21 protein-coding genes are annotated in these 26,860 nt (G+C 56.3%); 11 read left to right on the top strand and 10 right to left on the bottom strand.

The window, feature by feature from the left end:
• The first annotated feature begins 108 nt into the window (after positions 1-108).
• Both ppk2 and BLU28_RS22625 read left to right on the top strand, forming a co-directional pair.
• Complete coding sequence (gene ppk2 / locus BLU28_RS22630) at positions 109-945, top strand: polyphosphate kinase 2 (RefSeq protein ID WP_077987736.1); 837 nt, start codon at positions 109-111, stop codon at positions 943-945.
• Positions 946-974: 29 nt separating this feature from the next.
• On the top strand, positions 975-2,102 hold the full coding sequence (locus BLU28_RS22625; RefSeq protein ID WP_234794433.1) for an AI-2E family transporter: 1,128 nt from the start codon (positions 975-977) through the stop codon (positions 2,100-2,102).
• A 416-nt stretch (positions 2,103-2,518) separates the two neighbouring features.
• Here BLU28_RS22625 and BLU28_RS22615 read toward each other — a convergent pair whose 3' ends face one another.
• Both BLU28_RS22615 and BLU28_RS22610 read right to left on the bottom strand, forming a co-directional pair.
• Positions 2,519-3,454, bottom strand: a complete 936-nt coding sequence (locus BLU28_RS22615; RefSeq protein WP_077987734.1) for a DUF2950 family protein — start codon at positions 3,452-3,454, stop codon at positions 2,519-2,521.
• 26 nt (positions 3,455-3,480) lie between these two features.
• Entirely contained in the window at positions 3,481-4,860 is a 1,380-nt protein-coding gene (locus tag BLU28_RS22610; protein ID WP_077987733.1) for a DUF3300 domain-containing protein, read from the bottom strand.
• A gap of 549 nt (positions 4,861-5,409) precedes the next feature.
• Between BLU28_RS22610 and BLU28_RS22605 the strand changes: the two genes are divergently transcribed.
• The 9 genes from BLU28_RS22605 (at position 5,410) to BLU28_RS22565 (ending at position 16,159) form a co-directional block, all read left to right on the top strand.
• On the top strand, positions 5,410-5,847 hold the full coding sequence (locus tag BLU28_RS22605) for a hypothetical protein (RefSeq protein ID WP_077987732.1): 438 nt from the start codon (positions 5,410-5,412) through the stop codon (positions 5,845-5,847).
• Positions 5,848-5,849: 2 nt separating this feature from the next.
• A complete protein-coding gene (locus tag BLU28_RS22600; protein ID WP_077987731.1) occupies positions 5,850-7,076 on the top strand; it encodes an HlyD family secretion protein in 1,227 nt (408 codons plus the stop codon).
• A gap of 220 nt (positions 7,077-7,296) precedes the next feature.
• The gene (locus BLU28_RS22595) at positions 7,297-9,048 is read left to right on the top strand and encodes a hypothetical protein (protein ID WP_175477726.1); all 1,752 of its coding nucleotides are present in this window, start codon (positions 7,297-7,299) and stop codon (positions 9,046-9,048) included.
• A 102-nt stretch (positions 9,049-9,150) separates the two neighbouring features.
• Positions 9,151-10,350 (top strand): alpha/beta hydrolase, encoded by a 1,200-nt coding sequence (locus BLU28_RS22590; RefSeq protein ID WP_077987730.1) that lies wholly within the window; start codon positions 9,151-9,153, stop codon positions 10,348-10,350.
• A 130-nt stretch (positions 10,351-10,480) separates the two neighbouring features.
• Positions 10,481-10,888: a cysteine rich repeat-containing protein gene (locus tag BLU28_RS22585; protein ID WP_411463019.1), complete on the top strand. Its 408-nt coding sequence runs from the start codon at positions 10,481-10,483 to the stop codon at positions 10,886-10,888.
• A 4-nt stretch (positions 10,889-10,892) separates the two neighbouring features.
• Complete coding sequence (locus tag BLU28_RS22580; protein ID WP_077987728.1) at positions 10,893-11,474, top strand: OmpA family protein; 582 nt, start codon at positions 10,893-10,895, stop codon at positions 11,472-11,474.
• Between the two features lie 109 nt (positions 11,475-11,583).
• Positions 11,584-12,795, top strand: coding sequence for a glycosyltransferase family protein (locus BLU28_RS22575; RefSeq protein ID WP_077987727.1), 1,212 nt, complete (start codon positions 11,584-11,586; stop codon positions 12,793-12,795).
• 260 nt (positions 12,796-13,055) lie between these two features.
• A complete protein-coding gene (locus tag BLU28_RS22570) occupies positions 13,056-13,889 on the top strand; it encodes a hypothetical protein (protein ID WP_077987726.1) in 834 nt (277 codons plus the stop codon).
• Positions 13,886-16,159, top strand: coding sequence for a DEAD/DEAH box helicase (locus BLU28_RS22565; protein WP_077987725.1), 2,274 nt, complete (start codon positions 13,886-13,888; stop codon positions 16,157-16,159). Before BLU28_RS22570 ends, BLU28_RS22565 begins: the two co-directional genes overlap by 4 nt.
• Before the next feature lie 34 nt (positions 16,160-16,193).
• Here BLU28_RS22565 and BLU28_RS22560 read toward each other — a convergent pair whose 3' ends face one another.
• From BLU28_RS22560 to BLU28_RS22525, 8 genes are all read right to left on the bottom strand, one after another.
• Positions 16,194-16,550 carry a ubiquitination-like system serine protease family protein gene (locus BLU28_RS22560; protein WP_411463009.1) on the bottom strand — a complete coding sequence of 119 codons (357 nt, stop codon included), beginning with the start codon at positions 16,548-16,550 and terminating at the stop codon, positions 16,194-16,196.
• 77 nt (positions 16,551-16,627) lie between these two features.
• Positions 16,628-17,800, bottom strand: a complete 1,173-nt coding sequence (locus BLU28_RS22555; RefSeq protein ID WP_077987723.1) for a ThiF family adenylyltransferase — start codon at positions 17,798-17,800, stop codon at positions 16,628-16,630.
• Entirely contained in the window at positions 17,775-18,521 is a 747-nt protein-coding gene (locus tag BLU28_RS22550) for a multiubiquitin domain-containing protein (RefSeq protein WP_077987722.1), read from the bottom strand. Before BLU28_RS22550 ends, BLU28_RS22555 begins: the two co-directional genes overlap by 26 nt.
• An 81-nt stretch (positions 18,522-18,602) precedes the next feature.
• Positions 18,603-22,004, bottom strand: coding sequence for a UvrD-helicase domain-containing protein (locus BLU28_RS22545; RefSeq protein ID WP_077987721.1), 3,402 nt, complete (start codon positions 22,002-22,004; stop codon positions 18,603-18,605).
• A gap of 1 nt (position 22,005) precedes the next feature.
• Positions 22,006-22,581: a hypothetical protein gene (locus BLU28_RS22540; RefSeq protein ID WP_077987720.1), complete on the bottom strand. Its 576-nt coding sequence runs from the start codon at positions 22,579-22,581 to the stop codon at positions 22,006-22,008.
• Complete coding sequence (locus tag BLU28_RS22535) at positions 22,578-23,372, bottom strand: RNA polymerase sigma factor (protein ID WP_234794432.1); 795 nt, start codon at positions 23,370-23,372, stop codon at positions 22,578-22,580. The genes BLU28_RS22540 and BLU28_RS22535 overlap by 4 nt, the downstream gene beginning before the upstream one ends.
• 128 nt (positions 23,373-23,500) lie before the next feature.
• Positions 23,501-26,509 carry a DEAD/DEAH box helicase gene (locus tag BLU28_RS22530; protein WP_077987718.1) on the bottom strand — a complete coding sequence of 1,003 codons (3,009 nt, stop codon included), beginning with the start codon at positions 26,507-26,509 and terminating at the stop codon, positions 23,501-23,503.
• Between the two features lie 4 nt (positions 26,510-26,513).
• Positions 26,514-26,738, bottom strand: coding sequence for a YodC family protein (locus BLU28_RS22525; RefSeq protein ID WP_077987717.1), 225 nt, complete (start codon positions 26,736-26,738; stop codon positions 26,514-26,516).
• Positions 26,739-26,860 lie beyond the last annotated feature (122 nt).

Genomic DNA, 26,860 nt, shown 5'->3' with positions numbered 1-26,860 from the left:
ATTAGGTTTCCCGTATGACGGTGACGGCTGCTTTGCTTGCGTAAGTGCGTATCCGCCTACGCACAACGACCTCGCAAATCGGTATCGGCGGTAATTCAGGAGGACGGCATGAGCGAATTACATGGCGAGAATACTGAAAAAGAAAAGAAAGACAAAAAGCCTTGGAATTATGAGAAGGAGATGAAACGTCTTCAAGTGGAGTTAGCGCACCTCCAAGCCTGGGTCAAACAATCGGGCGCGCGCGTCGTGATTGTCTTCGAAGGACGCGACGCAGCAGGCAAAGGCGGTATCATCAAAAGAATTCTCGAAAGAGTAAGCCCGAGGGTCTTCCGGGTCATCGCTCTGCCGGCGCCGACCGAGCGGGAGAAATCCCAGATCTACATGCAGCGATACATTGCCCATCTTCCGGCTGCCGGCGAAATCGTGATTTTTGACCGCAGTTGGTACAACAGGGCCGGCGTAGATCGCATCATGGGCTTTGCCAGTGAAAAGAAAGCCCGCCGTTTTTTGGAGCTTGCACCTCGCTTTGAGGCCGCGATTGTCGAAAGCGGTGTTCTGCTTCTCAAATACTTCCTAGATGTTAGTGAAGAAGAACAAGAGCGCAGGTTTAAGAAGCGGATTGAGGATCCTTTGCGTCAGTGGAAGCTGAGCCCGATGGACGTCGAATCCTATCGACGGTGGTGGGATTACACGCAGGTCTACGATGATATGCTTCGGATGACGGATTCAGAGCATGCTCCCTGGTGGATTGTGCCGTCGAACGATAAGAAACGGGCACGCATCAACTGTATCAGTCACATTCTCTCGTCTATTCCTTATGAACGCCTAGCATATAAATCTCCGGATCTTGGTAAGCGACAGAAAAGGCCGAGTGAGTTTGTCGAGGATAGAAGTCCACGCCGGATTGTGCCTGATCTCACCAAGGCGGCGCACAATGGTGACTGATTGTTCTTGACGAGCCGAGGGTTCGTGCCATGGCTACCATGACAGAGGAAGACAACAGCAGACCGAATTCCGAAAAAGCAAGTAAACTCTCCAGCGACGCTCGCGTCGGTGACCTCATCAGGCTTGGGATCATCGTTTCCCTTGCCTATTGGTCATTTCTACTCGTAGCCCCCTTCGCCCTGATCTTGGTCTGGGCGGCAATCATGACGGTAGCCCTTTTCCCCCTGCAGGTTGGTCTGACGAGGCTGTTCGGCGGCGTTAAGTGGATGGCGGCTATGACGCTCGTTTCTATTTTTCTTGTCGTGGTCATCACCCCGCTCGCAATTGCTGCCGTAAACTTGATCGATACCTTGCAGAAAATATTTGCCGACACGGGGGTCTTGGGGGTGCCCAAAGCACCTGAACGGTTGAACGGGGTTCCAATCATTGGAGCTGCGCTTTACGAAGCCTGGAACGAGGCAGCGGAGAACCTGACTGCCGCGGCCATCACGTTTAAGGAGCCGCTCAGAGAGGTCGGCTCAGTTGTTGTCGCGAAAGCATTATCGATCGGCGGCGGCATTTTAAGCTTTGTCGCATCTATTATTCTCTGTGGCGTCCTGCTGACAGTTGCCACACGCCTTTCTCTTGTTGTTCAGGCAGCGGCCAGCAGAATTGCTGGTGACAGAGGAGTTCTCTTTACAAGACTTGCAGGTACCACGGTCAGAAACGTTTCTCGCGGCGTGATTGGTGTCGCGCTGCTGCAGGCAATCTTATGCGGCTTTATTTTTATGGCGTTCGACGTTCCTGCCCGTGGTGCGTTAATCTATAGCATTTTCATTCTTTGTCTGATCCAAGTCGGTCCCGCACTCATATTGTTGCCGCTCCTGATCTGGACATGGTTTTCTTGGCCGCTCGATGCTGCTGCCTTCTTTTCCGCGCTGACGGTTCCGGTGATGTTGATTGACAACATTTTAAAGCCAATCCTCATCTCGCGGGGACTAACTACACCTTTGCCCGTTATTCTTGTTGGGGTCATAGGTGGGACGCTGACGCACGGATTGGTGGGTCTTTTTGTCGGCCCTGTCATCCTTGGTGTTTTCTACGACTTGCTCGTTGCCTGGGTCTGGCCGCCAGCCTCGCTAACTGACCCATTAGATCAGCCAGAGCTGGAAATATAGCCGGCACGAACGTTCAAAATCTGACTGTGCTCTTGCTCATTTCTGCGAAATAACGAGTGACCTCTTGCTCGATCTCAGAGCAAAGCTCTTCGTATTCGTAAATTTTGTATACGTCGGCGGACGGTTTTAGGCGGAGTTGTTCGAGCGCGGTGGTCGCTAGATCATAGGATTCACAAATTTCGGCTAGCGTATCGCCCAAGTGATCGCGGAGTTGCTGGCGAAGCTCCGGCAATCTCAACATGAGTTTGTTTCGCCCACTTCGGGCATTGCGAGAATGCATTCGGTTTGCCTTGATGAGGTTCACAAAACAACTCGCGCAACATCACTTAGTTCCACCACCGCGAACAAATGCCTAAAGGAGTTTGCCCAGCCTTCTTGTCTTAAAACGATAAGAGGTTTGGTCTCTTTCTGAGAAGTCAGTCCTCCGTGATGTTCCAGTTCTGATCAGGATTAAACCACTGGATCTGTGCTGCTTTTCTTTCCGTCTGCTCGCCAAGATCAGCTTCGTAGACGATGCCACTATCATTGATGACGAAGGTCTGGACACCGGTGACGCCATAGGCAACAGGCCACGCGATCAGCGCATGACCTTTGGTCATATTTCCGTCCACGAGGTAACTATGCTCTCCTCCTTTCACGTTTGGGCCCTGTGCCGTGAGAATGCGATACCGGTATCCAAAATATCCCTCGCCCCGTTTGGCCTTGCTGAATGCAGCAAGCTCGAGCATCGGTCCCGCTGGACTTTCTTCTTCGTCTCCGGTTGCTTGCCAATACAACCCGTCATGCCGGCCGGGCGTGCTGATTAGGCGCTGGGCAAACTCAAAAACCAGATCGCCATCAGCATCGATCCACGCGTATTCGTGTTGGGCATCGACATAGTTGCGCATGGTTTCGATGGTGAGGAGTTCGTTTTCACCGATACGTCGATTGACGATCTCTTGCAGCCCAACCTCGGTGTCGAATGACCACTTGCCGTCAGTCTGTTTGGCCAATGGGAAAGGTAGCGGCCAAAGTATTTCTCCCACCGTAATGACCTTGTACTCGTTGACGTCCTGAAGCCGTAATTGCTTAGCCGCGCCTTCCCGGATGACGTCAAAGCTAACCATGGCTTCTGTGCTGTCTCGCAGCGCGGCGACTTTGAGACCGAGCAGGGCTGCAACGCCTTCAATATTGCGAGCCTTTAAAAGGTCGGCAAACTCCTTTACCGCCGCAGACGGGTCAGCGAAAGATTGGGGTGTGTCACCCTTGAACTCCATGAGATCTGTCTGGACTTGGCTCGTTACGGGAGATGCAAAGGCAACAGCGGTGCAAACGAGCGCCAAGCGCGATACGAATTTAATCGTCTCTCTCATAATCTTGCTCCTATCTGTTCTCAATTTTATCGACGGCCGCCGCGACCGCCACCGTGATGGAAAGGGCGCCCGCCACCAGAGGCCATTGCACGAGGAGCCCCGCGCTGACCGCCTCCCATGCTGTGGCCCCCACGCTTGGAAGCGACCGCCTCGCGGCGACCAGACTGGACATTGCCAAGTGCGTTCGGCTGTTTGGCGCGATTGTCCGGTCGCGCAGCCATTTTAGGCGCACTCGGTTTTCTCTTCACCGCGGGGGCGGATTGAGCCGGACGACGCGTTTCGGCAGAAGGGCGCTTGGCAGGCTGGTTTCCCCGGCCGGCCGCTGGCCGATTTTCACCTGCTTTGCCCGCACTGGGGCGAGAAGACTGTTTTAGACCATCCGCTGTCGTTCGGCGGACATCGTCGGGGCGCGAGATATTCTGCCTGCTGGAAAGCTCGCCGCCCGGCTTGCGGTCCTGAGCCTGGTTTCTAAGCGCGTTGCGATTGTCTGAAACGAGTCCGGACCGTATCGCGGTACGATCGAGATTTGTGAATTGATCTTTCCCGATGCTGAGTTTGCTACGGTCCACCTTCGTCCAGTCAACATCGTTCCACTTCAGTTTGCCGTTGAAGTCACGGTCGTTAAAACAATTGTTGCAATCAATGTCGATATCACCCCTCCATCGTCCGCCCCAAACTCCCCAATCATCCCAGTTGACGATGGCAGCAAAGGCGATACCCGTCACGGCGCCCGCAAAAAATGCCGCGCCTGGATAATAGTAATTGTCGTAGTAAGCGCTGGAATAGGAGACCGGCTGTGCCACATAACCCGGCTCGTAAAGCATTTGTGGCTGGTACTGGGGAATATAGATTTTTTCCGGATCGGTAGGGCGAATGATGACATTCTCATTCTCCACGACCACCGTGATTTTATCGTCTGTCTTGATGAGGTTTTTGGACATCGCCTCATCTCGCAGCTGCTGTATTGCGACCAGCACATCTTTCTGCTGGTAGGTCAGAGCATTGGCAAGGGCTTGGGTCCACGTCAGGTCATCGCTCATCATTTTGACGATGTCGGGGTAATTCAGGAGCGAGATCACGCTTCCATCCCAATCATCCTTAGGCTTGAGCTCCTTGTTTTTTTGTTTTGCCTGCAAAAAACGGTCGGCTTCGACAAGTTGCAGCGGGTTCAGTGAAGCTGCAGAAATAGCCGCGACGAGTTCGTCTGGATAAAGCGCAATCCTCGCGACCATGACCTCCAGATCGTCTTCCGACAAGAGCGGATTTTGCGCGGGAGCCCGCTCAGGCGCTGCGGTTGGGTTCGGCACGGGTGTTGGAACCTGGGAAAACGCGGGCGGGCCCAAAAAAGTCGCGACAATCGAAAAGACGGACACTCCGGCCACAACAGTCAGGGTTTTAGATTTCATCACCGCTCTACCTCATTCTGTTTCACAGAAGAACGTGCGGGCTGAAGAGACAATATTTGCTGGAAATGACGGTGGTCATATCTCGGAATGCTCTGTCTCGACGCCGACCAATACAAATGAGCGGCGCGGCAGCCCGCAGAAGATATAACCCTGTGCCCGAACTGAGGGGCGTAATATACGCGATCCTACCAAACACGAGGCCGTAGCAGTCACGTTGCGCGGGCAACTGATGTTGCCGGTCCATTTGTTGAGGTGAAGAGGAGAAGGCTGCGTCTATTCCACACGCGGACCCCGTAAGAGCTTATTCCCGTTTATGACCAGAGCAACCGGGAAGCAGTACCGCGAATCCAAAGGTGACGAAACCCAAAAGCGCAAACGGTATCCTCCGTAAACTACACGATGCTACGAGCACGAACGCGCGCATGCCGGGTATCCTGACAACGAAGTCGCAGAAACGTTTTTGTTGCTCTGCTGATTTCGGCGCTGGGCTCGAGCACTTTCGAGAACACCTGTTTTGATTGGTGAGTTACTCTGAAAAGGAACATAGCGATGGCGCAAGGCACGCACCCATCAGCGATCGATCACATACCGGCATTCATCACCGAACCAGGCCAGACAGATTATCTCTTTGTCGGCGTCGTGATTTTTGTGATCCTGGCCGTTCTGATCGTTGGCAATCTGTATTTTCAGCTTCACGCTGTGCCCGAACGTTTGGCGCATCGCACCAGCAAAGTGCAAATGGAGGTCGTGGCAGTTCTCGCTCTGATCTCACTGTTTACACACAATCATCTGTTCTGGATCGCGGGACTACTGCTGGCCTTCGTGCAAATCCCAGACTTTTCCACGCCGCTCTATTCGATAGCGGAGTCACTGGGAAAAATGTCCGGACGCGAAGTTCACATGGAACTCGATGAGACCTCCAAAGACGTTGCATCAAACGCGCACCACGACGATCCGAAAGCCGTCAACGTGTCAGAGGGAGCCTGAATATGCTCGAACTTTTGCTCTGTTCCATCCTGACGATTTTTCCTGATTACCTTTATCGCCGCTATGTTCAAGATAAACGCATCGGGCGTGAGATAACCCTTTATACCATGTGGTACGAGCTTCGTTGGGGCATTTCTGCGTGCTTGTTACTCACCCTGTCGCTCATCACGTTGATATTCTACTTCCACCCGTCGACCAAAAGCGTCACAGCCGTTTTTCGTACAGTAACGATTTTGCCAGAAACATCAGGACGTGTGGACGAGGTCTACGTGGGCATCAATGAGAAGGTTGCGGCGGGAGCTCCCCTTTTCCGTCTGGACGATGCCAAACAAAAAGCCGCCGTTGAAACGGCAAGGCGTCAGGTAGAAGAAATAGATGCACAGATTAATGTTGCCCAAACCGAACTTACGACGGCCGATTCACAAATCCAGGAAGCACAAGGTAACCTGCAGGTCGCGGTCGACGAATATGAAATGAAAGCTCAACTGCTGACAAAGGATGCGGTTGCTCGACGCGAGGTTCAAAGACTAGCCAACACCGTTGAATCGCGGAAAGGGACTGTTGGCGCAGCAATCGCCAAAAAACAGACGCTTTCAACTCAACTTGACGAGCTGCTGCCGGCTCAGAAGAAAAGTGCGGAGGCCGCACTTGCCGAGGCTCAGGTCGAATTGGACAAAACGCTTGTGCGTGCTGGTGTATCGGGAACTGTTCAACAATTCACATTGCGGGTCGGAGATGTCGTCAACACGATGCTTCGCCCTGCGGGCATCCTCGTTCCCACAGAAGCAGGGCGCGGAAATCTGGTCGCGGGTTTCGGCCAGATTGAAGCGCAAGTTATGAAGCCTGGGATGATTGCGGAGGCAACGTGTATTGGCCAGCCGTTCACTATCATTCCTCTGGTCGTCACGGATGTACAGGATGTTATTGCTGCGGGGCAACTGCGTCCTACTGATCAACTTGTAGACGTTCAGCAATTAAGCAAGCCAGGCACACTCACAGTATTCCTTCAGCCACTCTATGAGGGCGGTCTCGACAAAGTGCCTCCCGGCAGCAGTTGCATCGCAAATGCCTACACCAACAACCATGACGTCCTTTCGAGCCCGGACATTGGCTTTGGGCGATGGCTGTTCCTTCATGCGGTGGATGCTGTGGGGCTTGTTCACGCGATGATCCTGCGTATGCAGGCACTTTTCCTGCCAGTGCAAACTCTTGTGCTATCGGGACACTAGCCTGATCAATACTCAGATGTGCTCGTAAATACTGGTCCGTGGAAGCTGTGCTTCCACGGATTTTTTACGCAACGATACGCTGCCATGCCGGGAGTAAACATGATTGCGAGTGTAGGCGTGCGGGCGTACAATCAATCGTTGGCATGTAGATGAGCCCATGCTTATATACACGAACCAGTGATTAAGTGTTGATGCCGAGTGAGTGCCAGGGGGGCGGGCGATGGCGAATGCACGGTCGAGTGAGGGTGTTACAACCGAACCGTCGGCGGACGAGGTTTACGTTCAGTTGGAACGAATACTGAGCTGTGATCGCGTGAACCTGCCCGAACGTGCACGACGATTCCTTCGCTTTGTCGTCACCGAAACACTTGAAGGGCGTTCTATTTATCTGAAGGCGTACACGATCGCAGACGTTGTCTTTGGGCGCCGCAATTTCGATGCTCAAAGCGATCCGGCCGTTCGTATTGAGGCCGGGCGGATCAGACGCGAGCTCGAGCGCTATTACTTGATGGCGGGTCCCAAAGAACCTGTGATCATTTCCATCCCAAAGGGAGGATACGTCCCGACTTTTGAGCGGGGCGTCGTGCCGGACGCTGACCCCTCTTCAATTGAAGCTGGTTCCGATGACGTGGGATTCGCTCGTGTCGTGCGCGAACACGAAAACTCGAAGGAAAGCGGCAAATCCAGGGTGAGCGTTCGAGCGATGGTCGCTATTCCCTTCGCGATAGCGGCCGTCGCCGCGCTCGGCAGTTTCTGGCATTTGGGAACGGAGCCGTCTGCCACAGGTGATGGTCGTGCTTCAATTGCTGTCGGTACGTTCGACCATGAGATCGACGACAAAGATCTCGCCCGGATAGCGCAGGGCACAAGTGATGAGGTCATTGCCCGGCTCGTTAAATTTGACGAGATCGTCGTGATTGATGCGGTCCCCGGCGCGCCCAATTCGAAGTCACAGAGTGCACGATACCTACTCGAGGGTAGCCTGCGTAAACAGGGGGTAAAAGTTCGCTCAAACGTTCGTCTTATTCGACAGTCAGACAATGCCGTCATTTGGGCAAGCACGTATGATACCGATTTAAGTGTGCAAACAGCATTCGAGGGAGAGGCTGCAGTCGCCGAAAAGGTCGCCATAGCCGTTGCACAACCTTTTGGCGTTTTATTTTCCTCCGATGCGGGCGTGACCGGAGGATGGGAGGCTTACGATTGCGCGCAGGCCTATTACAGTTATCGTAGGTTGATGACTGGTGATTCACTGGCGACTGCACAAAACTGTCTGACATCGCTTACCGCCAAATTCCCGGACGATGCGACCTCGCTCGCAATGCTATCGCTGACAAAACTCGATCAGGTTCGCTTTTCCTATAAATTGGGTTCGGCTCCGCCCAAAGACGGTCTTGATACGGCGTTGCAACTCGCGCGACGCGCTTCGCAAATTGATCCCCAGAATGCGCGGGTTTTACAAGCACTCATGCTGGCGTCCTTTTTCACAAATGACATTCCGACCGCATTGGAAGCGGGCGCCGCATCATACGCTCTGAACCCCAACGATACTGAGGTAGCCGGGGAGTACGGATTGCGGCTCTCGATGGGTGGCAAGTGGGAGACCGGGTGTGACCTTGTGAGCAAAGCGGTCAGCCAAGGTGCTGGACCGGGCGGTTATTATGAGGTTGGAATGGCGTTGTGCGCTTTTATGCGTGATGACCTGCAGGCAGCTGAACTCTGGTCTCGAATGTCTGACCTTGCTTACAATCCTATGCATCGAATGGTTTTGGCCGCAATTTTGGGTGCTTCTGGTAAAACTAGCCAAGCGCAGCTTGAGATTCAATGGTTGAACAAGAATGCACCAGCGTTGATACCAAACGTAGAGCGGGAGATTTCCACCAGACTTGCACGGCCTCAAGACCAAGAGAAAATTCTTTCCGGTCTGCGGGCCGCAGGGGTACCGTTAGCGTCTAAAGCCGCTTCGAACTAAGACTGCACGTAACTGGGTTTTACGGTAGATCATACAGGATGTTACGGGGGGAGGGCCCTGGAGCATGTTAGTTTCAGCTGTTAATTAACGGCGGACGACGACATGCGGAAATGCCTCACAATTTGCTTGCTTGTTTTTCTAACCAACTGCGGACATCCCGAAGGAGTTCTGTCACCGATTGATACCGCGCCGGGCAAGTATGCCGACAAGGTTTCGATGCTTGTTGCTACGACACGTCAACCTTCGGGATCGGCTGCCACCCTGTTCGATGGAGAACGTGGCGCTAAACCGCATCTAACGGCTATCACGGTTTCTATCCCACACGAGCGTGAGGAAGGCACCGTTCAGTGGCCAAAAAAAGTGCCACCCAACCCCGCCACGGACTTTGCTGTTACAGATGTGAGACCACTGGAGACAGTTGCTGACGGTCGGACCTGGTTCAAACAACAATCCAGCCGGCAACATGCTCTGGTCTTTATCCATGGCTTTAACAACACCTATGGGGACGCTGTTTTTCGCCTGGCGCAAATTGTTCACGACAGCAAAATGCACGCGACGCCAATGCTGTTTACTTGGCCCTCGCGCGCGGAGATCACGGGTTATCTCTACGACAAGGAAAGTACCAATTACTCGCGCACAGGACTGGAGCAGGCACTGCGAACCTTGTCGGGTGATCCTGGTGTTGAGGATATCACCATAATGGCCCACTCCATGGGCGCTTGGCTTGCGATGGAATCGCTTCGGCAAATGGGGATAAGGGACGGCCGTGTCGATCCCAAAATCAAAAACGTGATTTTGGCCTCGCCCGATATCGATATTCAGGTATTTGCCAAACAATTCGTTGAAATGGGCGAACCGCGACCGCGCTTCACAATTTTTGTGTCGGGTGACGACAAAGCGCTCGCGGCCTCAAGCTTCATAACCGGTCGGGTGTCACGCCTCGGCGCTATCAACCCAGCAGAGGAGCCTTATCGCTCTCGCTTGGAAAAGGCGGGGATCACGGCGATCGATCTCACCAAGGTCGACACCAAAGACGGTCTCAAGCACGGAAAGTTCGCCGAGAGCCCGCAGATCGTGCAGCTCATTGGCCAACGCTTAATGAAGGGGCAGACCCTTACCGATTCGAACGTCACGCTGGGCCAGGGCATAACGGCTGTCGTCGGCGGAACAGTAACAAGCATTGGGGCAGTTGCCGCTGGAACAGTCGCGGCGCCAGCGACGATCATGGAGCGGCGCGGTAAAAAAGCGCCTCCCTCTGTGACTATTGACGCCGACCTGAAACCTCAACAACTCATACACTAAGCTCTGACACGCAAAGCCTCACAGATGAGACAACGTCTACTACCGTAAAATACGTCCCGAATGTTTTTCCGTCGTGGCACCGTTCGGATGTTGTTTTTTCGGAAAGGAGCACGGGATGCAAACGAGACGGATGCTCACCAATATTGCTTTCACGTGTCTGGTGGCAACAGGTTTTCCCGCCGTTGCCCAGACCCTCAGTTATGCTGAGGCGACGTCGAAGCTTGCGGAAGCCTGTGGGGCCGATATTCAAAAGCTATGCAAAGGCCTGAACTTGGGAAACGGCCGGATACTGGGTTGTCTTGAACAGAACAGCGCGAAGGTTTCCCCCAGGTGCAAAGCTTCATTTGCCGAGGTCTTTCAGTCAATTGCAAAGCGAGAAAAGGCCCAGACGTCCTACGAACGGACATGTCAGCGAGACATTGCGTCGCGTTGCTCGGGGATCAAGGGAGACGGCTTCATTCTTTCTTGCCTTGTGAAGAAAGAACAACGCGTCAGCCCGGAATGCTACCAAGTCATCACCGATGCTGGATGGAGATAACGTCATGCGATCAATCGTAACAAAAGTGGTTTTTGCATTCGCTTTCGCAGTCGGCAGCGCCGGGCTTGCCCTCTCACAGGACGTCTCCCAAGACCGTATTGTAAAAGGCCTTGGGAAGCTGACGAGTGCCGCTCCGGCGATCGATCTTGAAATTCTTCGCCAGGAAGCCATTGCTGGTGGAGACAAACCAATGTCGGCGTTACCCAACTGGAAGCGTATCGCTAAGCTTCCGCAAATGGTGGTGGAGATCAATTTCGAGAATGACTCTGTGTCGATCCAGCCGGCATCGTACCGAACCCTCGGGATGCTGGCGGATGCGTTGCATCATCCAAATCTGTGGAGCTACAACTTTATGGTCGTGGGGCATGCAAGTGCCACCGGTGACGAAGCACACAATCTCGATCTGAGTGCGCGCCGTGCGGACGCGATCAAAGAGGTCTTGGCAACGACATTTGCAGTCAATCCAGACAGGCTATACGCCATCGGTGTCGGCGAGCACCTGCCAATTGAAGGAAGTAAAGCAGATGCGTCGGCAAATCGTCGCGTTCAGCTCATCAATCTCGGAGTTTTTAAAAATCGAACGTAGCTTCGAGCTCCGCAAATTCCTGGCAAAGTGTCTGAACTCCCCCTGCGGCCGAAATCGTGCCCGGTATTGTGAGACGATGTCTTGCCTTCAGTAAGGATGAAAGATCTGCATGACGCGTCGTCTCGGAAAGTTTCGAATCCTCATGTACAGCCACGACACGTTCGGTCTTGGCCACTTGCGACGGTGCCAGACGATCGCACATTTCCTGGTTGATCAATTTGCGGATCTGGAAGTCCGTATCGTGTCGGGCGCTCCTGTGGCGGAATCATTCGAGTACAAATCCCGTGTAGGCATAATAAAACTCCCCAGCGTTACCAAACTGCCAGACGGTAGCTATCGCTCGCTGAATAAAGAAATTAGCCTCGAAGAAACTCTGGTGCGAAGGAAGTCGGTTATACAACGGGCGGCCGAGTCGTTCGCGCCGCACATATTCATCGTCGACAAAGAGCCAATGGGGCTCAAAGGCGAGGTCGAGGATACCCTCGCCTTCCTCAAAGCGCGGAAGACTAAGTTGGTCCTTGGCCTCCGCGATGTATTGGATGCGCCTTATCTCCTCGCGCGCGAATGGCAGTGCAGTAACACAATTGATAAGATTGAGCACTACTACGACGATATCTGGGTTTATGGTCCAAAGGACTTTTATGATCCGCTCTCGGGCCTCGTTGTGCCAGCTGTCGTGCGATCAAAAATGAACTACGTCGGGTTCCTCCACCGATCTGCGGAAGCACGACCTGTTCTCAGAGGCGACTACATACTTGTTACACCAGGCGGTGGAGCCGACGGGGCGGGGCTTGTGACCAGCGTTCTTACTGCCTACCAAGCTAACCCGGGATTTAGGAAGAAAACGCTTATTGTCCTTGGACCATATATGCAGGCGGAACAGGCCCTCCATTTCTCAGCAACCGCGCGACATATGCCGTTTGTCGAGATCGTCGAATTTGACAACACGATGGAAAACCTTCTGGCTGGCGCGAATTCAGTCATCGCGATGGGAGGATATAACACCTACTGCGAGATCTTGTCCTTCGATAAGCCAGCGCTGATCGTCCCTCGTACGCATCCACGTGAAGAACAGTTGATCAGGGCGACACGAGCTAGTGATCTCGGGCTCGTCAAGATGCTTCGACCGGAAGAAGCGGCTGATCCACGGCGGATGATGACAGCTTTGGAGGGCTTGCTCACCCAGTCGCCTCCGTCGTCCACAACCCCCTTCCTGAGGTTGGATGGATTGCCGAAGATTTCTAGATTAATCGAAAGCTGGTTAGGAGAAATAAACAGCTTTGAAAGTGGACAGGCACTTGAGCAGCTTGGGGCGGTTTAGTCGCTCTTGAAGGGGTCAGAACCCGCGACCCCGCTATTATGTTTCCAAACTACGTGAGATTTTCCAATCTGAGCAAGAACTTGGGCTAAATCCCATGATTTTGCAGTCGTTAGTCCGACATCGGGCCTTCATCCTCACCCTCCTGTGGTTTTAAAATATGCCGAAAGGATTTTCCGCTTTTTTGGAATCCAACCGGCCGATATAGATTCCTTTGGGAACAACCTACCTATTGATTCAAAATCGTTTCAAGGAACGAATCGTTGTCGAGAGAGACCGAAAAAGTGACGGCGTCTGATCCTCGACGTCAAGGCGATATAATAAGGCTTGAGTATCCCACCGCCGCCGGTCAATCGCCCGCTCTCGGGCTCGTCATCAACGCGGACTGTGATCTTCAGAATAAGAAGATTGACGGAGTAATCGCTTACCTCCCAATCTACACCTTTGGCGAGTATCTAGATGCCTTCTGGGGCGAGCTTTTTCTGAGCGAAGTGGCTGATACCTGCACAAAGAAGGTTCTAGATGCACTCGGCGCCGATGACCAAGAGGCACCGGATCTGCATGCATGGTTACGATCAGCATCGAACGAAACGATACTAGCGAAGATCATGTCGCGCTCCGGAGTGAAACCGTCACAACGAAGCGGGATTACTGACCTCCTGAACAAGTTGCGCATCTGCACAGATATTGAATGCGCCCCCCTCGATCGCTTCTCACAACTTTGCCGCCTGGATAAAGATCCGGCCGCAACGGCGCGCAAACAGCTCACGGCCGCGAAGAAAGCGATGGGGGACGGTCATTTCTTCATCAGCGACGTAGTCGACCATGACGACGTGGGTTTCGTGATCAGGATGCGGCGGATCTATACGTTGCCCGAAGAACTATGCTTCACTTCGACCGCAAACCAACGCGCTTTCAGTGACGGAAAATCGGCCACCGCCGTCCGTTTCGCGAGACTGACCCCTCTTTACCAGTTCAAGGTGGCGCAGCTATTCGCTCAACAATTTTCACGTATTGGGCTTCCCGACGAAATCACGGCGCTCAGCGACGTGGCAGTCGAGATGCTCGCTTCGAAACTATCGCAGGTGACAGAATGAAGAGTTTGACGCTCACGCCCTCGGCCCTGTTTCGACTTTCCCGGTTCTCCATTTCCTCAGACTGGTTCGATAATTTCGGGCTTCCCACGCAGGCCGCCGGTCTGAAGCGTGTCGCGGTCGGAGATGTAATTTATATCATCGAAGAAGATCTGGAAGACGAGAACGCGCCGATCGTAGTCGTGGATCTCAATCGGCGAACGGGCATTTTCAATGATACCGCGAACAGGTCGAGTGATCTCGAACGGATAATTACAGTCGCTCGATCCATATTTTCAAACAGCGTTGTTATTCCGACGGGTTGGCGCAAACATCACGAAGGAAGCCTTTTTTCCATCCAAGGCACTTCTCGCGATAGGAACTGGCGCACGAGACTTCACTTCGATGCCCACCCACGTGGATCGAATGACCTTTTCGCCTTCGAGCGGACCGATGAAATCATAAACTTCGAGCGGCTCAATCATGATCTGGTGATTTACGATGAGGCGAGGACTTTGCTCACCGACGCGATATTGACGCCCAAGGAGGACGCCCTTGAGGAAACACGCGCCGGTATTACTCTGAGCCAACGGCTCCCGCAGGGTTTTGTCCAAGGTGCGACGCTCGGTCAATGGTACAAATCCAAACTGACAGCTGACCAACGCTTGTTTGTAGACAAGCCGCACGATGGCCCTGTACGACTTCGAGGCGCAGCCGGTACCGGCAAAACATTGTCGCTCGTAATCAAATTTTTGCGGGATGCGGCAAACAGCGAGGACCGAAAGGAGCCTATTAAACTTGGCTTCATAACTCACAGCTTTGCGTCAGTGGATCTTGTTGGTGCCATCGCGGAGAGCCTTGACACAACGGGACTACTTCACGGCTCCGGCAAGTTTGCGAAACTCGAACTGCGTACGCTTTACGACCTCGCGCATAAGAACTTGAACTTTGAGCTTGACGCTCTGGAGCCTCTTTCACTTGACGGTCGTGAAGGCCGTCGGTTGCAAGCAGAACTCATCGAAGGGGTTCTCCTCGAACTGCAACGCTCAAAGATCGCGTCGTTGCAGTTTGAGGATCTGACAGCCGATCTTCATGATCGCTGGCAAGCGTGTACAGACGGCGGAGATAAGCGCCTAGTGGGCGAAATTATGAACGAGTTTGCAAGCGTGCTCGACGCAGAGGGCATCCGTGCGAGTGAGGAGAAAGGGGAGCGCTACGCAAAAGGAACGACGTCCCGTCCTGCGTGGCTCATGAGCTTACAGCTTGAGATCGACCGACGGTTCATTCTCGAAGTCCATCGGCGATACCGCAGACTTTTAGGCGAAATGAACACGCTCAGCGTCGATCAAATGATCGGCGATTTCAATTCCTTCCTTGACTCAAACCGTTGGGATCGCATCCGTAGTCGCGAGGGTTACGACGCGATCTTCGTTGACGAGTTGCACCTTTTTACATCCATCGAGCGCCAGACCCTTCACAAATTGATCCGGACCAACGTGGAAGAAGATGGTAAGCCGCGCCGTCCTCCAATTTTCATGGCCTACGACATGAAGCAGAGCCCACGTGACACCTTCGCGCAGTATATTGAGCCCGGGCATAACCTGTTTGGAGCGTCAACCGGACTACAAAACGCAGATCTTGTGAAACTAGAGCAGGTCTTCCGCTACACGCCGCAGATTGCAGAGTTTCTCGCTGACCTCGACGCGACTTTTCCCGCAATGGATATCCCGGGAGATTGGGATGCTTACTCAGGAAAGGCGGCCCTAGCTGATGGTTCCGTTCCAGAGCTTACGGTATTCAAGAGCGACAAGGATCTGTTCAGCAGCGTGTTCAAAGAGGCCGAAAAATTGGCTCGCTCCACTGACGGAGGAGGGCGGCGTGTTGCGGTGCTTTGCGCTAGTGCTGAGCAGTTTGACATTTATGTTCGCGCTGCAAGCGGGCAGTATAAAGATCGCCATATAGCCATCACTAGCCGAGAACCGTCGTCCGAGCTACGACATGCCGGAAAGCGCTTCATTTTAAGCATGCCCGAGTATGTCGCAGGGCTTCAATTTGAAACGGTGTTTCTCATTCACGTTGATGCTGCGGAGGCGCCTATAGACGCTGGGGACGGCATACGGCGTCGATTTATCTCAAATATCTATCTTGGCTCAAGTCGCGCCGAACAAACGCTCAAGATTAGCGCTGCCACAACGCATGGGGGCAAATCGGACATTCTGGATATGGCGCTAGCGCGGCACAGTCTCAGAGAGGTTGCACCGCCACGTGAATCAAAGCCAGCACAGAAAGGCTGACCCCGACGACGTTATGTGGTCGGGGTCAACGCTATCAGCTGCCAGATATCCAATTCCAGAACCTGCGCCAGAAGCCTGGCGCCGGCTTCACAGAAACGGCCTGAACAGAAGCTTCGGCCTTTGGTGCCTGCCCGTAGAAATCCGCTTTGGCAGCTCGATCACGACGACGCTCGGCTTCAACCTGCTCGTCACTCCAAGGTGCTGCTTCGATCACCTTGCCGCGATCGATCACATAGTGTGACCGGCACTCCAAGGTCCAATTGCCAATCGAAGGCCGAAGCGAGATGGTCTCGCCATCGAACGCCATCTTCCAGTCCGTCGGCGTGAAGGGTGTGACTACCTCCTCGCCGCAACCACAGCAGCAGCTATGAGCTGATGTCGCGTACTCCATCGAAACATAGAGAACTCCTGGCTCTAGGCCCTCGGGGATGTGTTCGACAAAACGATGATCAAGTCGCTTGTACCGCATTACTCAAGGTCCCCGTTGATCAACATGTTGCCATCCGTGGTGTAGGTGCAGTGATACTCGCGCTCGAGATCGCGATAGAACCCGCGTATCTTCTTCCATTTCACGACTGCGAGGATAGCATTCAGGGCGTTGAGATCCGCGACCTGAATGTTGGACGCGTAGATGTCCTTAGCGCCGCCGCCAATGAAAGAAATGCGCTGCCGAGCGTGATCTCGCTTCTCCGGCGTACTGGCGGTCACCCGCAGAATGCCGCCAAGCGAACCATCGTCGAGCTCAAGACCCATGCCGACATCGACGAACGCGGCACCGATCGCCTCGAGTTTCTCCACGATCAACCGCTTCTCTTCACCCGCATCGAGGGACAGGAATGCAAAGGTGACTCCATCAAGGAGGTGGAGGTTGTCGGCGCCCAACGCGACGTCGTGCGCCACAATGTTCCGGTGCATCCGGCTATAGATGCCCTTGAAGTATTCAACCTTCTTCGGCGCCTCTCGCAGTTCTTCCAAGCTCGGAGCACTCGGCGCGCGAAACGCGTTGTGGGTCAGGAACTCGTCACTATCGAAGAGCCGGATTTCACGGACCGGCGTCTTGGCGACGAAGTCCAGAATGTAGCCGCCGGTGCCCCCGCCCCCGATGATGGCAACCCGCTCGTTGATGAGTCGCTCGGAAAGGAGGCCTATTCCGACACGATCGGACGCGGTCTCAATGTAGTTGAAGACGCTGTCTTCCTCCTGTTCCGGCTCGCGGAAAGTGCGAGCCGTCGTGCCGGGTTTCAGCACTGCGGCCGGACCCGCAATGATGTTCGCGTAGCTAGTCATCTTATGATGGTAGTCGGTGTACCCGCTATCCGGCTTGCTGGAAAAGCTGTGCGTCGCTTTCAGGCCGTGGCCGAGATCGAATGAGCCGGCCGCATGCGAGATAGCCTGGATACGCGAGCCATCAGCGTGGCAGGGGAAGTCGCCGTCCCAGTGGACGACATGAGTGTCGGGCGTGCGCGTCTGATCTCCGGCGAGCGTGAGGCTGGAGATGAGGGTACCAATGCGCACCTCCTGGCGCGCATCGACATAAGGCACCTCGCGCATGACGAGATACCCGCCCTGCTGCTGGACGAAGTAGCCTTCGTCCAGCAGCCGCTTGAGATCGGAATTACGACTGAACAGTGCGCGTGACATTGAACACCGTGCCTTTCTTCTTGACATCGACAGAGCCGCCAGCCCCGAGCTCACCAGCGTGCGGCGTCGATGCCGCGTGCCGGTAAGTCATTGAGAAGACGACGTTGGGTTGGTGCTGGCCTGGGAAGGCAAGCTGGACGATCTGTTCGAACGTGACCGTGCGGGCGTTCACCGTGCGCGGCCGCGAATTGACGATGATCTCGAAGGTCAAACGCGCGGTGATGAACCGCTCGATGCCGAGCTGGGTCAGATCGATCAGGTCACCGTACTCGACCAACCGGTCTTCGCCACCGGGGACTTCGAGGAAAACCCTCTCGCCTTCGCTCGGCTTGGCGAGATTATGGAGGATTATGCCGCTGATAACCGGCTTACCCCAGCGCAGCTCGTTGTCGTTGAGGGTCAGCTTGAAATCGCGGTCGGTCTGGAAGGCGATAAACCGCTCGGCGCCGCGCTCACGCAGATCGAATGGCTCGTTGAGCCTCACGTCCTCGAAATCGCCCGAGGGCAGGATCGCGACGAGACTGTAACCGTCCCGCGGGTTGAGTGCCGCTGCTTCCAGCAGCTGACGGCCGAGCGGCACGGGATCGCCTACCACGCAAGACTGGAAGTTGAGATCGCCCTGCGCGAGGAGAAAGCGATACCCCCGCGCCGAACGCAACGCCCGGCCTTCGCGCAGGGCATCGCCGAGATCGTCATAATCAAGAAGTTCTTCGGTGTTCATAAGATTGGGTCCTTAGGTTCGGCCGAGGCGACGCCGCGGCTCTAAGGGTCCAATCGGAGCGAGGTCGACCGACCGGTAAGATCAGGCGCACTTTTTTTTCAAGGGGCCATCGGGTGTCGGGCCGCAAATGAAAAAGGCCGGGCAGTTCGGGCAGGTGCGCGACGAAACCTCGGCCGGAAACCGTCCTGCCCGGATGTCGCCAAGAAACTCTACGAGCTTGTCCTTGCGACCCTTCAGCTTCCGATCCGACAACGCGATGGCATGCGCCTCACCGTCGGAAAGGTGAACAAGCTCCGCGACAGCGCCGGGCATGGCCTGCTGGACCGCTAGCATCAGCGCGGCCGCTCCGACATCCTCGCTCTCGGCCGATCGCATATGGCCTGTACGGATGTGCCGGACAGCTCGAACTCCGCTCGGCCGCACCAGCACCTCATCCGGCCGCACCACGATCTCCTCACCGCCGAAATTGAGGCTGAGCGCAACAGGGGTCTCGACAGCCGCGTCGACGCGGTTCGCTAAGAAGAAACGCAACATTTCCAGGGCCAGATCGCGAAATTCCGCGCGATAGCCGTGGTCGCCCAGACCCCGATCGGCAAGCGCCGCGTCAGTGTGATCTTCTAGGTCGCGTTCAGTCATGAGGGTATCAGACGCGATCACAGCTCCGACTACTACACGAACAGCCTCGTGCAGGTGCATGAACGCGGTCGCGGTCCGGCGACCGCCAACCTGCAGGACGTGCGTATAGAAGAAGCGGCGCGGGCAGGATTCATAAAGAGCGATCTGCATTGCCCCGAACCGCAACCCGCCGTCGACGACCAAATTGATATCCTGAGCTTCCGCCGCTATGGGAAGCGACCGCGCCGGCACGACCGAGCGGCGCATCAAGGTGTCTCCGAGACGGTCGAGGAATGGCGACAGCGGTCGGTTGTGGCCGTTGCTCTTTTCAGTCGGAGCATAAAGAATCAGGCGGTCGCGGGCGCGCGACTGCGCCACGTAGAATAGGCACTCTTGCTCCTCGACCTGACCTGCGCGAAATGCCTCCAGCGCACTACCGTCTGTCCCCGCGATCATTCCGTCGGGCGCCGGACAGGGCGGCGCCGGCGGCGTGCGCGGGATAGTATCGCTGTTGAGCCCCGGAATGTGGACACCACCGAATTCCAAGCCCTTGGCGCCATGGATGGTCATCAACCGCACGGCGTCGAGATGCTGAGCGGCAGCCGGAAGTTGACGCAGGTCACGGTCGTCGCCGAGCCGCACGAGCCTGCGGACACGATCGAGCACGCGCGGGATCGGCATTCCATGGCCCGCGGGCTGAACTCGCAGGAAGTTGAGGAACTGCCAAATCGCGATGCCGCGCGTTCTATCAGCAAGCTGCTCGGATGCACAAAGGCGCGCTGCGATGTGGGTGCGATCGAGCAGAAGCGTCGCAAGCACAGTCCACGGCGAAGACGTTTGTTCAAACCCGCCGAGCACGGCCGCGAGTTTGGTAAGCACCTGGCGGCCAGCATCGCTGACACCAGGGATCGCATTCCCATGTTGAAGCCATTCGGCTGGCGCTTGCTCGGACGCCCGGAGGTGGTCGAAGATAGCAGCCACATCTGCAAAGGACATCGTGAAGTCGGGCCAACAGGCGATGCGCACCAAACCCATGGCTCGTCGATCGACAAGGATCGAGAGGAAAGCCAGGAGATCTTTGACCTCACTCCGCTCGAACAGACTGCCCAGAAACAGGACGGGCACGCCGAGCCGTTCTAGGTCCTGCCCAATCGTCGACAGCTTCTCGTTGCCGGTACATAGGACTGCCTGGTCGCGATAGGCGTAGCCCTCGCACCGGAGCTTCTCGATTGCATCGGCCAAAGCGACCGGCTGCTGTTCGGCGCGTTGCACCGTCCGTAACTCGGGCCTGTGACCGTTAGCGTCGCGCTCCGCCTCAAGGCCACTCTCCGCATCACCCGCGCGCATCTTGATTGCAAAGCTGGAGAAGCTGGCGACAACCTCCGGCACTGAGCGATAATTGCGCTTCAATCGGCCACGTTTACCGCCAGAAAAGTCTTCCTCGCCGAACCGGGCCATATTGAAGGATGAGGCGCCGCGAAAACGGTAAATCGACTGCTTGGCGTCCCCGACCATCCAAAGATTTCGGCCATCTGGCCGCAGCGCTCTCAGCAAACGCACGCTGCTACGGTTCACGTCCTGATACTCATCCACAAGGATATGATCATACCGCGCCTGTAGTGCCGCGCAGATGGCTGCGTCTCTTTCGAGCAATTGCACTGGTAGAGCGACGAGGTCGCCGAAATCAATACAATGCGCGTTGCGCTTGCGCTGTTCATAGGCCGAGTAGACACGGGCCACTTCGCCGGCACGTTCTGCGGCTTCACGCGCCTCTGCATCAGCTGCTCTCGCCAACATGGCGGCGGCGAGCTCGGCGTAGGCCTCGGCGTTGACCACTTCGTCCTTCGCCCGTGAGACGGCGGCCAACATGTCGGCAATGATCTGGGTCGGATCGTAAAGGTTACGGTAATATGCGAGCCTCAGCCGCGGGAACTCCTCCTCGAGGAGTTCAACCGCTTCGGTTCGATCCATCATCCGCGGGTCTTTTGGCAGCCCAAGCTCCGCATGGAAGCGACGGATGACATCGAGGCCGAAGGCATGGAACGTGCCTATCCACATCGCGGCCGCTGACTCGGGCTGCTTCCGTGCAATCCGCTCTGCCATCTCACCCGCCGCTTTGTTCGAGAAGGTCAACAGCAAGATACGCCTTGGATCGATATTCTCCTCCAGAAGGCCTTCGACACGCGCAATCAGCGTCTGGGTCTTGCCGGTGCCGGGACCCGCTTCGAGCAGATAGGCTTCCCCTCGATGTGCTGCCGCCGCAGCTTGCAGCGAATTCAGCGGCCGTTCGACATGCGTTTCTACCGATGTTGGCGGGACCGGCGGCAACAGCAATGCATCGAACAACTGCTGCGCTACGACCTCAAATGGCGCGCCGAGTTTTACAGCAATCTCAGAAGCGGAAAGCCCTTCATCGAGATGAAGCGTTCGCGCGACGTTGCGTGGGAGCAGCAGTTCGCGTGCGAAAAGATCCATTTGGACCTCGCGACGTTGCCTGCGCCCATAGTCAATCACCCGATCGATCCCGACCGGCGATGGCTCCGCAGTGCGCACCGGATCAATTGTAGGCGCGGCTTCACCATCAGGATCGTCGCCGAGCTCGACATGGCCAAGTTCGTGAGCAATGAGGAAGGCCTGCTCAAACCGCGATCCGATATTTTCGTGGAGGATCAGATCGTCGGCGGCGACAAAAGTCGCTCGACCACCGTTGAGGACAGCCGCCCCCACCGCCGTCGGCTCGACGTCGATCCCGCGCCGCTTGGCTTCAGCGACAGCAAAGTCATAAGGCGACCAAGGATCGGCGCCGGACGCAACGAGGCGAGCGTGAAGCTCGGCGGCGACTTGCCTGGCGAGCTCCACGCCATCCATGTCAGTCTGCCTCCGACATCAAGCTGGCGCGCTTCTCGGCTGGAACGCCGGCATCGATCAGCACCTGCTCGAAGGTAACCTGCTCGCCGACCGTCGGCTTATTATCGGACTTGTAGCTGCGCGCGACGAGCAGCGGGGCGGGCGCCCAAAATGACTCCAACTCCGAGACAGAGCTGCGCATCGCATCAGCCAACATCGCCAGGAAGCGCCGCGGGATACTGACGAGCGACACCCGCCGTTCGCGCAACGCAGTCACGACCTGTCGGGGCACGTCCAAAACCTGTGCGATCGTGCGCCAGTCATCAACCGTCAGCGCCGCGAAAGGATCCACCGCCGCCGGCACAGCCTTCGCATGCTGCGACCAAGCGGCATCAACCAACGCCTGATCGGCAGCAGAAAGAGGAGCGTCGTCTTCGTAAGATTGGCGGCTAAGTTCGCGGGAGAGGTCGATGAGTTCTCGAGCGTATTCGGGGTAAAGCCGCAGATAGCGCTCCAATGTCGGCCGGCCAGCCTCGCTCTCAACGGCAAACGCGTCGAGGACCGACTCCCGGGATGGACTTTCGCCGGCGGGACTCATTGCTCGTCTCCGTCGGCCATGGCCGTTCGCAGGGCGGCGAAGGCCTTATCACGGTAGGTTCGGATGGTCTTTTCGGAGCGGCCCAAGGCCTTGGCGACGGTCATGACGTCCGCCTCCTTCGAGTCGATAGGGAAGCCTTGTCTCAGCATGTGAATGATCCTGCTTTGTTCTGGTGGTAAAGCCTCAATCGCTGCATCAAGGCGCAACCGGTAAGCCGCATTGTCAAAATCCGAAGCAGCGAAAGGATCGTAAGCCCCTGCCGCAGCCTCCACCTCTGGCGACAGCTCTCCACTCTCCTCATCATATTCGAGGGGTCGAGAGCGGTTCTCGTCGCGCCAAGCCTGTTCCTGTGCATCACGCCGCAGGCTGGCGACCGCGCCGTCGAAGCGTATTTCGAAATAATCGAGCTTGTCGACGTAAGTAGTGCGATCTGTCGAAAGAAGCTCGACAAACCGACTGAACACCTTGTCGCGGACGGCCCCACGGGTCAGCGACGCGGTCTTGCCGTCGGAGCTTTCCGCGCGAGGCAGGCTGCGCAGTACCCGTTCGATCAGGATCCGGTAAAGACGTTCGAACCACGCTTCATTGTTGTCGCGACGGCTCGCACGGATGAAATAGACGAGACATTCGCTTGGGACATAGGCTGGGTCGGAGCGCTTCGTGACTGCAGCCTTGGCAATCAACTCGTCACGCGGCAAGGCCGCCAGTACGGCGATGAGCGATTCTACCTTCGGGTCGCGCTGATAAAGCTCTCCATTGAGCCGTCTTTTTCGAAGCGAGTGTACTATCATTTCACCCGCGCCGCTCGGTCCTGCAATTCCCGTCGCACCAACGGCTCCTCCCAACTGCTTCATCGTGCCGGCCTTTTCTCGCTAGCACTCTTCAGATTCAGACATGTGCTCATAAAAGTCGAAGCCACTTAGGTTCCTTCCAGTAGGACGGGCTGCATCGCCTCATGCAGCTCATGTCCACGGCGGCCAATGATTGCTGAGACAGCGTCAGCGGTTAAGGCGGCGACGGCCTCTCGGTTCAAATGACCGGCTCGAAATAGTGCAAGAATTTCCCCTCGTGTCAGCGGAAAGCCTAACGCGCTCAGCGGCAACGCTTCGGCTGGAAGGCCGAGATCAAGCCGCGTGAGCAATAGAAGGGCCGCCTCCTGATCCTCGGCCCGCTCCAGTAAAATCGCGGCTATGCGCAGCGCAGACTCCAATAGGAAGCGGGACCCATCCGCGTAGCCGCGAATGTCGCCGTGCCCTACCCTGACGAAGGCATTGGACGAATAGCGAGCCTCGATATCGTTGGTCGGTTCGCCAGCAATCCAGTCGCTCACAATAAGCGCGCGTTTGCATCGGGCATAAAATGCAACATCGCTTTCAGCGCGATGCTGCAATGCGCGGCCCACGCCATGTCCGAAGCGGCCAAGTGCTGCCTGCTGCCAGCGCGGCTCACCATTGCGGGTCTGTGGCGTGTAATCATCGTCGCGCTCCGGCAAGCATTCGACGAGCACAAGAAGGGCTTCCAGCGTAGCGTCGGCCGGATCCACGCGACGCAATAGCTCAACCAGACGCATCGCCGACTCGAGCGTTAGAGGCGACTCGCCGCAGGCTCGTCCAAGCATGGTCAGACGGAGATTGTCGCCGTCTACCTCGATCAGGCCATCGGCGATCATGCGGTCCAAAAGCCGCTCCAGCGTGGGGACCATACGATCACGCCATGTCGGATTTTGAAGGGCAGCGAGATAACCACCGTAGGTATTTGCGATCAGGTCGACGACCGCTCCACGCGGAACTTCCCTCACCTGCGTTAACAAACGGATTACCCAAGTGCCCGGCTGTTCAGGGTTGAACGACGAGCGGATGACCTCTGGTTGACCCTGCACGTATTGCCGGAAGAGTTGATTGCGCTCCATGGGAGTATCGGCGAGCAGGATAGCCTTTCCCTCAACCTCGAACCCCAAGCGACCGGCACGTCCTGCCATGTTCTTGTATTGGGCCACCGTGTATGGCTGCCGTTCCCGGCCGGGGAAATCCGTCTCAGCGATGATGACTGTAGATGCAGGCGTGTTTACGCCCGCGGCAACCGTGCTGGTCGCGACGAGCACTCTGATCTGGCCGTCCGGCCGGCGGAAGCCGCGCTCCACAGCAACACGCTCATCTCGGGTGAGATCACCGTTGTGGAATGCGATGCCGCCCGCGAGCGCACGTCGAAGGCTCTCGGACATTTGGGAAAGGTCGCCTTCGGGCAGCGCCTCGATCACGTCTTGCGCCGCCGGTAGCCCAAGTTCGGCAGAAAGATAGTTTGCGCAGCCGCTCGCCGGACCACGCGCGTTGCGGAAGACGATGACCTTCTCGCCGGCATCAACGAGATGGCGCACCAGCGGTACGATCACGTCTTGCGACGATTGATTTTGGCCACGCTGGCGGACCGCAAAGCGATCGAGAAGCTGAACGGTCTCAGGACCGTTCAGCCCCAAGCGAGTCAATGCACCAGTTCGGTCAAGCACGCCTTCCACGAGTGGGACCGGCCGATGATCAGTCTGCAGAAGGCCGCAACCGAGCCAGCGGTCGAAATGGTTGGCGTGACCGATAACCGCACTCAATGTGATGAGCTGCGGAGCAACGCCACGTTGGCGTGCGCTCACAAGGTTCGTGAGCAACAGTTCGACCACCATGCCGCGACCTGGCTCAGTAATGAACTGCGCCTCGTCGAGCACGACCAGGCCGATCTGATTAAGCATGTGCGCGGAGGCGACCGACATGCTGAGGAACTTCTCGTAGGTGAAGAACGCGATGTCGTATTTGCCGCGCAGGACGGTACCGACCTGATCCTGCCAATCGCCGGAGCAACGAGCAATGCGGAGTCCCAGGCGATCCCCGTAGAGGGCAGAGAAGTCTTCGAACTTCTCGTTCACGAGCGCCTTGTAGGGCAGCAGGAACACTGCTTTGCGGCCATCCGCGATGGCCTTGAGCGCCGCCAACTCTCCGATGAAAGTCTTTCCGGCGCTGGTCGGCGCGACGACCATGAGCGAGTTGCCGTCCAGCACCCCCTGTTCGTTGACTGCTTCAATCTGAAGTTCGTTGAGCCCCTGAGGAAAACGCTCGTGCCATGCATCGACGGCTTCTTGCGGAATACCCGCTGCCGCCAACTCGCGAATATCGCCGGTGGTCTGAAAATTGACGCGTTCCGGAAAGGCTCCGCGATAGCGGGCACCGATCTGGCCGGGAGGCAGGACGAGATCGCCTTCGGTCTGGCCGAACATGGTCGGTGATTGGATGTAGCCAAATCGCCCAGCGTTCGCTGTGACGAGGCGAGTAACGCGGTCGACAAGCTCAAGCACGCCGAGAGGGCCACCTGCCTCCAGCAAAACGTCAATGACGGCCTTGGTGAAGAGCCCGTGCCGTGATTGGGGATCCTCGAGCGCCTCTTGATCGGCGGCAGATGCGGCGAACAGGATACGTCCCTGCCCCGCCACGTCGACGAGCGGGAAAGAAACAGCATCGCGAGGGACAAGGCCGGCGTCGATCACGCGCGCCGGAGCACCGCCACTGAAGCAGCAATCCAGCAAGAGAATGACCGCACGCGCTCTGGTTTCTCGAAAACGCTCAGCCAGCTCGTCCATGCCGAGCGTCGTGTTCGGTAGATCGGCTACGCTCGTATCATGCAGAACCAAACGGTGGTCCTGCGTGCCGTGTCCGGCGAACCCGAGGATCACTACATCATCTTCGTCCGCAGCGCCAAGCGTCGCGTCGAGCACATCGCGCATCGCAACCAGCGTCGCCGCTTCACTCGTGATGAGGGGCGCGTTTAGATCGGCGATACTATCCGACAGCACCGCCCACAAAGCGGTGGCATCGCGTGCGGCTCCCGTCAGATCACCGATAAAGGGATCCGCATGCCGATCGATGCCGATGAATGCCCCCCGGATCATTGTTTTAGCCCCGCGTCACCTGAAACGACGCGACACCGGGTCGTTCAACTTTGTCCAGCGCAACAGCAGCGAACGTCTCGCGCGAGGCAACCTGCTTGTTGCCGACCTTCTCAAACCACACGCACCAGACAGCACTGCCTTCAATCGACCAATGCTCGCCGATCTGCTCTACAGTCATGATCGGCCCACCCGATTTTAACTGAACCGTATCGCCTGAGACAAACTCCATAACCTCTCCCGCCGCTCGAATCTTCTACCAATTACAGAACGTAAGTTGAGTTACTTTGTTTTGCGAGATGAGAGACGAAGCTTTTTCTGCTCATTTTCGTATGCATGTCGGGTCCCTTTGCA

Origin of the sequence: Agrobacterium pusense (genome assembly GCF_900102105.1) — a bacterium.
GTDB classification, from domain to species: domain Bacteria; phylum Pseudomonadota; class Alphaproteobacteria; order Rhizobiales; family Rhizobiaceae; genus Agrobacterium; species Agrobacterium pusense.
This window is presented reverse-complemented; position numbering and strand designations above follow the sequence as displayed.

Coding starts and splice junctions, on each gene's coding strand:
- ppk2 (WP_077987736.1), top strand. CDS start 109: ATGAGCGAATTACATGGCGAGAATACTGAAAAAGAAAAGAAAGACAAA.
- BLU28_RS22625 (WP_234794433.1), top strand. CDS start 975: ATGGCTACCATGACAGAGGAAGACAACAGCAGACCGAATTCCGAAAAA.
- BLU28_RS22615 (WP_077987734.1), bottom strand. CDS start 3,454: ATGAGAGAGACGATTAAATTCGTATCGCGCTTGGCGCTCGTTTGCACC.
- BLU28_RS22610 (WP_077987733.1), bottom strand. CDS start 4,860: ATGAAATCTAAAACCCTGACTGTTGTGGCCGGAGTGTCCGTCTTTTCG.
- BLU28_RS22605 (WP_077987732.1), top strand. CDS start 5,410: ATGGCGCAAGGCACGCACCCATCAGCGATCGATCACATACCGGCATTC.
- BLU28_RS22600 (WP_077987731.1), top strand. CDS start 5,850: ATGCTCGAACTTTTGCTCTGTTCCATCCTGACGATTTTTCCTGATTAC.
- BLU28_RS22595 (WP_175477726.1), top strand. CDS start 7,297: ATGGCGAATGCACGGTCGAGTGAGGGTGTTACAACCGAACCGTCGGCG.
- BLU28_RS22590 (WP_077987730.1), top strand. CDS start 9,151: ATGCGGAAATGCCTCACAATTTGCTTGCTTGTTTTTCTAACCAACTGC.
- BLU28_RS22585 (WP_411463019.1), top strand. CDS start 10,481: ATGCTCACCAATATTGCTTTCACGTGTCTGGTGGCAACAGGTTTTCCC.
- BLU28_RS22580 (WP_077987728.1), top strand. CDS start 10,893: ATGCGATCAATCGTAACAAAAGTGGTTTTTGCATTCGCTTTCGCAGTC.
- BLU28_RS22575 (WP_077987727.1), top strand. CDS start 11,584: ATGACGCGTCGTCTCGGAAAGTTTCGAATCCTCATGTACAGCCACGAC.
- BLU28_RS22565 (WP_077987725.1), top strand. CDS start 13,886: ATGAAGAGTTTGACGCTCACGCCCTCGGCCCTGTTTCGACTTTCCCGG.
- BLU28_RS22560 (WP_411463009.1), bottom strand. CDS start 16,550: ATGGAGTACGCGACATCAGCTCATAGCTGCTGCTGTGGTTGCGGCGAG.
- BLU28_RS22555 (WP_077987723.1), bottom strand. CDS start 17,800: ATGTCACGCGCACTGTTCAGTCGTAATTCCGATCTCAAGCGGCTGCTG.
- BLU28_RS22550 (WP_077987722.1), bottom strand. CDS start 18,521: ATGAACACCGAAGAACTTCTTGATTATGACGATCTCGGCGATGCCCTG.
- BLU28_RS22545 (WP_077987721.1), bottom strand. CDS start 22,004: ATGGATGGCGTGGAGCTCGCCAGGCAAGTCGCCGCCGAGCTTCACGCT.
- BLU28_RS22540 (WP_077987720.1), bottom strand. CDS start 22,581: ATGAGTCCCGCCGGCGAAAGTCCATCCCGGGAGTCGGTCCTCGACGCG.
- BLU28_RS22535 (WP_234794432.1), bottom strand. CDS start 23,372: ATGATAGTACACTCGCTTCGAAAAAGACGGCTCAATGGAGAGCTTTAT.
- BLU28_RS22530 (WP_077987718.1), bottom strand. CDS start 26,509: ATGATCCGGGGGGCATTCATCGGCATCGATCGGCATGCGGATCCCTTT.
- BLU28_RS22525 (WP_077987717.1), bottom strand. CDS start 26,738: ATGGAGTTTGTCTCAGGCGATACGGTTCAGTTAAAATCGGGTGGGCCG.